This window comes from Streptococcus sp. 2100 (genome assembly GCF_013276335.1).
Classification (GTDB): domain Bacteria; phylum Bacillota; class Bacilli; order Lactobacillales; family Streptococcaceae; genus Streptococcus; species Streptococcus pseudopneumoniae.
In genome coordinates this window covers 1-8,572 of sequence record NZ_VMKV01000086.1, presented here as the reverse complement: position 1 = coordinate 8,572, position 8,572 = coordinate 1, and the positions used below count along the sequence as shown (strand labels likewise).

9 protein-coding genes are annotated in these 8,572 nt (G+C 36.1%); 4 read left to right on the top strand and 5 right to left on the bottom strand.

The window, feature by feature from the left end; translation table 11 throughout:
- Positions 1-392 precede the first annotated feature (392 nt).
- From HT669_RS10165 to HT669_RS10155, 3 genes are all read left to right on the top strand, one after another.
- Positions 393-1,322 (top strand): sugar ABC transporter permease, encoded by a 930-nt coding sequence (locus tag HT669_RS10165; protein WP_007284784.1) that lies wholly within the window; start codon positions 393-395, stop codon positions 1,320-1,322.
- A gap of 13 nt (positions 1,323-1,335) precedes the next feature.
- Entirely contained in the window at positions 1,336-2,259 is a 924-nt protein-coding gene (locus HT669_RS10160) for a carbohydrate ABC transporter permease (protein ID WP_055356821.1), read from the top strand.
- Positions 2,260-2,362: 103 nt separating this feature from the next.
- Positions 2,363-3,838: an ABC transporter substrate-binding protein gene (locus HT669_RS10155; RefSeq protein ID WP_100127971.1), complete on the top strand. Its 1,476-nt coding sequence runs from the start codon at positions 2,363-2,365 to the stop codon at positions 3,836-3,838.
- A gap of 191 nt (positions 3,839-4,029) precedes the next feature.
- Here the strand turns inward: HT669_RS10155 and HT669_RS10150 are convergent, their stop codons facing one another.
- The 5 genes from HT669_RS10150 to HT669_RS10130 form a co-directional block, all read right to left on the bottom strand.
- Positions 4,030-4,644, bottom strand: a complete 615-nt coding sequence (locus tag HT669_RS10150) for an ATP-binding cassette domain-containing protein (RefSeq protein WP_000130638.1) — start codon at positions 4,642-4,644, stop codon at positions 4,030-4,032.
- Positions 4,645-4,646: 2 nt separating this feature from the next.
- Positions 4,647-5,474, bottom strand: a complete 828-nt coding sequence (locus tag HT669_RS10145) for a hypothetical protein (protein WP_000402862.1) — start codon at positions 5,472-5,474, stop codon at positions 4,647-4,649.
- Between the two features lie 4 nt (positions 5,475-5,478).
- Positions 5,479-6,300, bottom strand: a complete 822-nt coding sequence (locus tag HT669_RS10140) for a hypothetical protein (protein WP_000771482.1) — start codon at positions 6,298-6,300, stop codon at positions 5,479-5,481.
- A complete protein-coding gene (locus HT669_RS10135; protein ID WP_023941408.1) occupies positions 6,301-7,377 on the bottom strand; it encodes a hypothetical protein in 1,077 nt (358 codons plus the stop codon).
- 147 nt (positions 7,378-7,524) lie between these two features.
- On the bottom strand, positions 7,525-7,917 hold the full coding sequence (locus HT669_RS10130; RefSeq protein ID WP_023941407.1) for a hypothetical protein: 393 nt from the start codon (positions 7,915-7,917) through the stop codon (positions 7,525-7,527).
- A 244-nt stretch (positions 7,918-8,161) separates the two neighbouring features.
- Here HT669_RS10130 and HT669_RS10125 point away from each other — a divergent pair, with 244 nt between their 5' ends.
- Positions 8,162-8,311 carry a DUF3502 domain-containing protein gene (locus HT669_RS10125; RefSeq protein ID WP_329600473.1) on the top strand — a complete coding sequence of 50 codons (150 nt, stop codon included), beginning with the start codon at positions 8,162-8,164 and terminating at the stop codon, positions 8,309-8,311.
- The last annotated feature ends 261 nt before the right edge of the window (positions 8,312-8,572 follow it).

Here is an 8,572-nt window from a genome sequence, read left to right as displayed (position 1 = left end):
AGTTGTACAAGAAAAGTGCAAATAAGAAATCTCCAGATTAGGAACTATCCGTGAGTTCCCTAGTCTGGAGATTTTTCAATATACTTCGTTATTGGACGGTTACTTTTCTTCTGAAAATACTAGCTAGCATCAGTTGTCCTAAAATTTAGTGTCAGTGCGTCATAACAAGGTATCTATCATTAGGCTAATAGAGATAAAATAAACAATTGATTTAGAACATTTGTTTGATAGTGGTGATAAAGTTTTAAATCTGCTACATAATTTGTGGAGTTTTTTCTATAATTAGGAGTTTAACCTAATCTGCAAATAGGAGTATACTAATAATGTAATCGTTATCAAAAGTCTAAAAAGGAATTTTTAGATGGATATCAAAATAAAAAAGGGGGGAAATTATGAATAAGTTTTCAAAAACCTTGAGAGACAACTGGATCTTTCTCTTGATGGTTTTGCCAGGGGCGCTCTGGTTGATTCTATTCTTCTACATTCCAGTATTTGGGAACGTGGTTGCCTTCAAAGACTACCACATGACCAGTAATGGTTTCATAGATAGTATCATAAATAGTAAATGGGTCGGACTTGATAATTTCAGATTCTTATTTAGTTCAAGAGACGCCTTTATTATCACACGAAATACTGTCCTATACAATCTTGGCTTTATCTTTCTAGGTTTGGTTGTATCTGTAGGGATTGCCATTATCCTCAGTGAACTCCGTTCCAAGAGAATGGTGAAGATTTTCCAAACTTCTATGTTGTTCCCTTACTTCTTGTCTTGGGTTATCATCAGTTTCTTTACAGATGCCTTCCTAAACATTGATAAAGGGGTGTTCAACCATTTATTGGAAAGTCTTGGTCTAAAAGAAGTCAACTTCTACGCTGATTTGGGAATTTGGCCCTATCTCCTACTTTTCCTAGGTATTTGGAAAGGTTTTGGATATAGCAGTGTCATGTACTATGCGACAATCATGGGAATTGATCCAACCTACTACGAAGCAGCGACAGTAGACGGAGCCAGCAAATGGCAACGGATTCGCAATGTAACCATTCCGCAGTTGACACCGCTGGTAACTGTATTGACCATCCTTGCAGTCGGAAATATCTTCCGTGCAGACTTCGGTCTCTTCTACCAAATCCCTCACAATGCTGGTCAGCTTTATAACGTAACCAACGTCTTGGACGTATATGTATATAATGGTTTGACCCAGACAGCGGATATCGGGATGGCTTCAGCAGCAGGTCTCTACCAATCAGTAGTCGGCTTGATTCTGGTGGTTCTATCAAACTTACTGGCAAGACGAGTTGATCCAAACTCAGCTTTGTTCTAGAAAGGAGGAGAATATGGCAGAAAAGAAAATTAAAAAAGAAAAAATTGATAATGTCGGCATTCACTCCTTCAGTAAGAAAGCAGATATCTTCTTCAGTATCATTTCGGGTTTGATTGCCCTCTCTTGTATCCTACCCTTCGTATTCGTTGTCATTATTTCAGTGACGGACGAGAAAAGCCTCCTCCAATACGGCTACAGCTTCTTCCCATCCCAATTTGGATTAGACGGTTTTGAGTTCTTGGCACAGTTTAAGGATAAAATCTTACAAGCCCTCTTCATTTCTGTCTTTGTAACCGTAGTTGGGACATTTACAAATGTCTTTATCACAACAACCTATGCCTACGCTATCTCACGGACAACATTTAAGTATCGCAGATTTTTTACCATCTTCGTCCTTCTCAGTATGTTGTTCAACGCTGGTTTGGTACCAGGTTATATCATGGTGACCCGTGTGCTTCAGCTTGGGGATACTGTTTGGGCCTTGATTGTTCCAATGCTTCTCTCACCATTTAACATCATCTTGATGCGTTCCTTCTTCAAGAAGACCATTCCAGAAGCCATTCTCGAATCGGCTCGTATCGATGGTGCCAGTGAGGCTCGGATTTTCTTCCAAATCTGTTTGCCATTGTCACTACCAGGTATCGCAACCATCACGCTTTTGACAGCACTTGGTTTCTGGAATGACTGGTTCAACGCCCTTCTTTACATCAAGAGTGACAACTTGTATCCATTGCAATATTTGCTTATGCAAATCCAACAAAATATGGACTACATTGCCAAAGCGGTCGGCTTGACTGGTCAACTGGGAGTTGCTCTACCGAAAGAAACAGGTCGTATGGCCATGGTTGTGGTTGCAACCCTTCCAATCGCGATTTTGTATCCATTCTTCCAACGCTACTTTGTAAAAGGTTTGACTATCGGTGGTGTGAAAGAATAGTGTTTATTGAGAAAGAACATTTCTCATTTCCAAACTTCCCTTGCGTGAAGTTAACATCATTACATTGTTTATAAGTTTAAAAATAAAAAAAGGAGTTTTTATCATGAAAAACTGGAAAAAATATGCTTTTGCATCTGCTAGTGTAGTCGCTTTGGCTGCAGGTCTTGCTGCTTGTGGAAACTTGACAGGTAACAGCAAAAAAGCTGCTGATTCAGGTGACAAACCTGTTATCAAAATGTACCAAATCGGTGACAAACCAGATAACTTGGATGAATTGTTAGCAAATGCCAACAAAATCATCGAAGAAAAAGTTGGTGCCAAATTGGATATCCAATACCTTGGCTGGGGTGACTATGGTAAGAAAATGTCAGTTATCACATCATCTGGTGAAAACTATGATATTGCCTTTGCAGATAACTACATTGTAAATGCTCAAAAAGGTGCTTATGCTGACTTGACAGAATTGTACAAAAAAGAAGGTAAAGACCTTTACAAAGCACTTGACCCAGCCTACATCAAGGGTAATACTGTAAATGGTAAAATTTACGCTGTTCCAGTTGCGGCCAACGTTGCATCATCTCAAAACTTTGCCTTCAACGGAACTCTCCTTGCCAAATATGGTATCGATATTTCAGGTGTCACTTCATATGAAACTCTTGAGCCAGTCTTGAAACAAATTAAAGAAAAAGCTCCAGACGTAGTACCATTTGCTATTGGTAAAGTTTTCATCCCATCTGATAACTTTGACTACCCAGTAGCAAACGGGCTTCCATTCGTTATTGACCTTGAAGGTGATACTACTAAAGTTGTAAACCGTTACGAAGTGCCTCGTTTCAAAGAACACTTGAAGACTCTTCACAAATTCTATGAAGCAGGCTACATTCCAAAAGATGTCGCAACAAGCGATACTTCATTTGACATTCAACAAGATACTTGGTTCGTTCGTGAAGAAACAGTAGGACCAGCTGACTACGGTAACAGCTTGCTTTCACGTGTTGCCAACAAAGATATCCAAATCAAACCAATCACTAACTTCATCAAGAAAAACCAAACAACCCAAGTTGCTAACTTTGTCATCTCAAACAACTCTAAGAACAAAGAAAAATCAATGGAAATCTTGAACCTCTTGAATACGAACCCAGAACTTTTGAACGGTCTTGTTTACGGTCCAGAAGGCAAGAACTGGGAAAAAATTGAAGGTAAAGAAAACCGTGTTCGCGTTCTTGATGCTTATAATGGAAACACTCACATGGGTGGATGGAACACTGGTAACAACTGGATTCTTTATATCAACGAAAACGTTACAGACCAACAAATCGAAAATTCTAAGAAAGAATTGGCAGAAGCTAAAGAATCTCCAGCGCTTGGATTTATCTTCAATACTGACAATGTGAAATCTGAAATCTCAGCTATTGCTAACACAATGCAACAATTTGATACAGCTATCAACACTGGTACTGTAGACCCAGATAAAGCGATTCCAGAATTGATGGAAAAATTGAAATCTGAAGGTGCCTACGAAAAAGTATTGAACGAAATGCAAAAACAATACGATGAATTCTTGAAAAACAAAAAATAATCAGCTAAATTGATTTCGTGTATTCATTCCTAACTCCTAAAATAAGAATCACTGCTTTCTTCAGGCTTATCTGGGGAAGGCAGTGATTTTTTGAATGAAAAATAAACCAACTAATATAATTCAGGTATAGTTGGTCTTTTTGTATAAAATTGCTATTTTATGAGGAGTGTTGTCTCTGTAATAAATCATTCTTATCCCAAGTATAGAACTTCATCACAGAGACATTCGATATCTTGCTCTATATGAGAAGCTAGAATAATAAGTTTCCCCTTTTCTTTTAGGTGGAGTAATTTTTCTCGAATTTTTTGAACAGATTGCTTATCAAGTCCGTTCATTGGTTCATCTAAGAGTAATATATCTGGATTTTCCATAAAAGCCTGTGCTAGAGCTAATTTTTGTTTCATTCCTAAAGAGTAGTGTTTTACTTTTTTAGAAGAACTAGGATTGAGTCCTACATCTATCATACTCTGAATGATTTCTTTCTCTCCTATTTTATTTTTGATTAGAGCTAGTTGATGTAAGTTATCAAAACCAGAATAACCTTCCAGAAATCCTGGAGTCTCAATAATAACACCTACACTTGGTAAGAAGGGAAAATCTATTCCAAGTATGTTTCCATCTAATTCGATTTTTCCTTCAGTTATACCTTCTAATCCCGCTAAACACTTGAGTAAAACTGTTTTTCCTGAACCGTTATATCCAACAATTCCGTATATATTTCCACTGGAAAATTCAAAGGAAAGGTCTTCAAAAATTACATTGTGTTTATAGTTTTTACGAATAGATTTTAAATGTAAGTCTGTCATATCTATTGTCTCCTTATTTTTTTCATAACAACTAGGATTATGGTGAGCAAAAGGTATAAAAGTAGGATACGAGTAATTATTTCTGGTAGGGATAGTAAGCCAGAATGGGCTTCGTATTTAATATAATGGAAGTCTAGCCAAGTTAAAGGAGATAAAAATTTAATCCAGAAACGTGAAGCTTCTGTAATAAATAATTCTACAATAACTAATCCACAGGCTAAGGTATTTCCTAAATTAGAATAATAACTATTGAAAACGAAAATCACTCCCCCAATCAATATGAACATAAGGAATAACAATAAGAATATTTGAAAAAAAGCGCCATAGGGAGAATAATATTGCAGTATAATTGAGCGTAGATGCGTCATGCTATCAACACCTTCCGGAAATGAAATGCGTCCTTGAGCTAGGGAGGGTAGGAGACGTCCCCAATGATTTGAAAGGTGTAGTGTAGGGAGAAAAGTGATTAAAATGCTGATGATTTGGTAAATCGAAGCGATTAAGCTCGCGATAAGCAGATAAATAAACTGGGAGAGCATCCACTTTTTCTGTCCGATTTTTAAGATTAACCAAAACTGGAAAGTATCTTTTAAAGGAAGATTGCTAAATAGTAGTATGACAGATAAAATAGAAATTGCAGTGAACCATTGACTCGTGAAGAGAACAGTTACAATGCTGACAGGATAAGTTTCTTTGAAGTGATTAGCTAAATTAGAAAAAGGTAGCATTAAAATCAAAGTATAGAGGTGAAAGAAAATTAAGATAGGCAACAATCGTTTAAAGGTGAATTGTTGTTTTAAGAGAATAGTTACTACACGTATAATCTCCATAAGATTACTCCTTATCATAAAAATGCCAATGTTTTTTAAGAGCTAGTCGAATGATCTCTATTGACAAAAGTGCCCATAGAGTTAAGAAAATATAAGGATAAAGCAACGAAAAAATATTTCGAAAGTTTTCGTCACCTACTTGAAAATATGCTAGCCCTTCTCGTAAATAATCATCTGTCGTTAAGACGATATGTGGTAGAGTAAAAAAAGGGAGAACTCTCTCTAAACCAAATGTTGTGAGGACAAACCAGGCTGTACTTGGAAGAAGATAGACCATTAACACATTAGGGTAAAAAACGGAAAGAACTCCACCTAATAGAGTAAAGAATGCAAAATAGAGTCCAATTAGACTAATGAGAAGGAAGTAGAAAAGGAATATAAATCCTTGATTTAACAACCACTGATTGCTAAAAGTAGATGAGTAGTGAGAATTAGTGAGGGGAAAATAAAAGGAGAGGAGAATTAAAAAACAGAATCCTAAGGTCAGTCCTACAAAATAAGAACGGAAAATTAACCGTTTGACGAAGGAAGAAGCGTATTGTCGCAGAGACATACGACTAAGTAAAAAAGGAAGTCTATTTTGATGGTAGTCTTGTGAAAAGTCTGTTACTACAGTGGAAGCTGCTGTTAAGATATATAATGACATTGCTAGATTTCTAGAGAAGGAGAGCATGAAATAATCAGGGACTGCAAGTGAATTTCTTCCGTCTAGTTTTATTGTTAAATCTGTATAGGACATCATCAATGCAACTACTAAGGAAAAGAGTAATCCAATCCAAATCCTCCAATCTTTTAGCGTATATTTAAAGGGGAGAAGTAGTTTCATCTAACTTACCTCTTTCCAGTTTGTGGGATCGATAACTGCTTTATCTATACGATCTTTTTCTTTGATTGTATAGATTAGGAAGGGACGATAGAGATTTCCTCCATAGAGTTCTTTTTCTTGAGTGGGAATAGGTATATACTCAATTGTAAATGACTCAATATAAATTGGACTGTCCAAAATCAAATTTTCGTATTTTTCTTTTAAAACATCTAATCCTTTTTGGACAGAAAGAGTCGCCATTTTATCTATTTTTTGAGTCGGTAAGATAACACCAGATAAATCAATTCCTTGAATCCCTGCTTGGGTGATGATAAAGTTTAGGTCAGGACCATGAATAAAACTAATCTCTCCGGATGAACCTAGCTGAGTTTCGCCATCAATAACTCTTTTACTAGAAAGTTTTGGAAAAACAGTAACATAGCACATATCAGTCAGACTGTCTTTCTCTATTTTTGTCCCTTTTAATTCTTTGGCATTTCTTTCGTAGGTTGGGAGATACTCAAGGAGTGTTTCTTTTGAGATAGCGTAGATGAGATAATCATAATCATCAAATCCTAATTGGAGGGTATCTAGAAACTGCTTAACTTTGTTAACACTGTCTTCTTTTGAAAATGGAAGTTCTTCTTTAAAGTCGGTTAGATTTAGATTATTTTCAATAGCGTCTAATCGTAGGTTGTGGAAAACACTTGATAGATCTGATATTTGATCAGATGTTAAATGAATCCATGATCCAGTTTTATTGACGGTAATATCTGCTCTGGTCTTTCCTTTTTGGAGTCTGGTTAAAGGATTCTTATCGGCAATAATTTCACTAATTTCACTATCGCTTCCCATAAAATTTTGGATAGCTGTTACCAATGTTTCTTTGTCTCCTTTTTTTGAGTCCCAAAAAGGCAATTCTTCTTTATAGGAGGTATCTATCTGGTCTGATAGATAGATTTGCTCTGTTATCTCTTTATAACCTTCTTTTATGGGAAGATTTTCCTTATTTATCTCAGTTGTTTGCTTTTGGCTATATTGACAAGCTGTTAAAAAGATAAAGGGAAGAATAAGTAGAAATAATAGGTATTTTTTCATAGTAAAAAGCTCCTTTAAAAAAGGAGCAGAGACATGATACTTTTTAGATGATGCCTCTACTCTTAGAAGGGGGCGTTAGGCTAGTGAGCGCTCACATGATAAACTAGCGAATAACCCAATGTTTGTTACTTTTTGTTTTGAGACGAATTAAGGGTCAAAACGTCCTGTTATATTCGAATTGAGCCAACCATATTTAGAGGCGTTGAGATAATAATAGCGTCCAATTGTTCCATAACCATTGTTATAGCGAAGATTATAGCGACCATTTGAATCAGCTATTTTCATCTCAGTTGCAGGCTCATCCTCAGCAGCAGTCCAAGCGCGAATTCTGACCTTTTTTCCCCAACCAAGACCACCTGTGATATTAGCAACAGCAGGGGAGCCGTCTGTTTTTTCAGTTTTTCGGCTACTAACGGAATAGTCTTCGCGTGTAACATGAAGATTGAAATACACCATCTTAGCAGAAACAGTCTGACTAGCTAAGGGGAGTAAGCAAGCGACTCCCAGTCCTAATGCGATGCATTTTTTCAAATTTGTCATCACAATACCTCCTTTGTATTTCAGTGAAACCGATTTCATTTACATTGTACTACTTTTTTTTTATAATGTCAATCGCAAAATAAAGTATTTGTGATTTGTAATTCGAATGTGATAATGTCTTTATAAAATAAGTTATTAGATTTACATATCTCATAAAATATGGTTAAATTATTATATTGAATTTAGAATAGTACAGCATCTCTTCTAAAATATTGTTATAAATTGATTTGGATTCCAAAATTAAATTGCTCGATTCTTATTTCATTTTATTATATTTGACCCAGATAAAGCGATTCCAGAATTGATGGAAAAATTGAAATCTGAAGGTTCCTACGAAAAAGTATTGAACGAAATGCAAAAACAATACGATGAATTCTTGAAAAACAAAAAATAATCAGCTAAATTGATTTCGTGTATTCATTCCTAACTCCTAAAATAAGAATCACTGCTTTCCTCAGGCTTATCTGGGGGAGGCAGTGGTTTTTTGGGCACAAGGATATAGATATTCCTGTTTTCTCTTATCCTTATTTTAATACTCAATAAAAATCAAAGAGCAAACTAGGAAGCTAGCCGCAGGCTGCTCAAAACACAGTTTTGAGGTTGTGGATAGAACTGACAGAGTCAGCTCAAAACACTGTTTTGAGGTTGCATATGA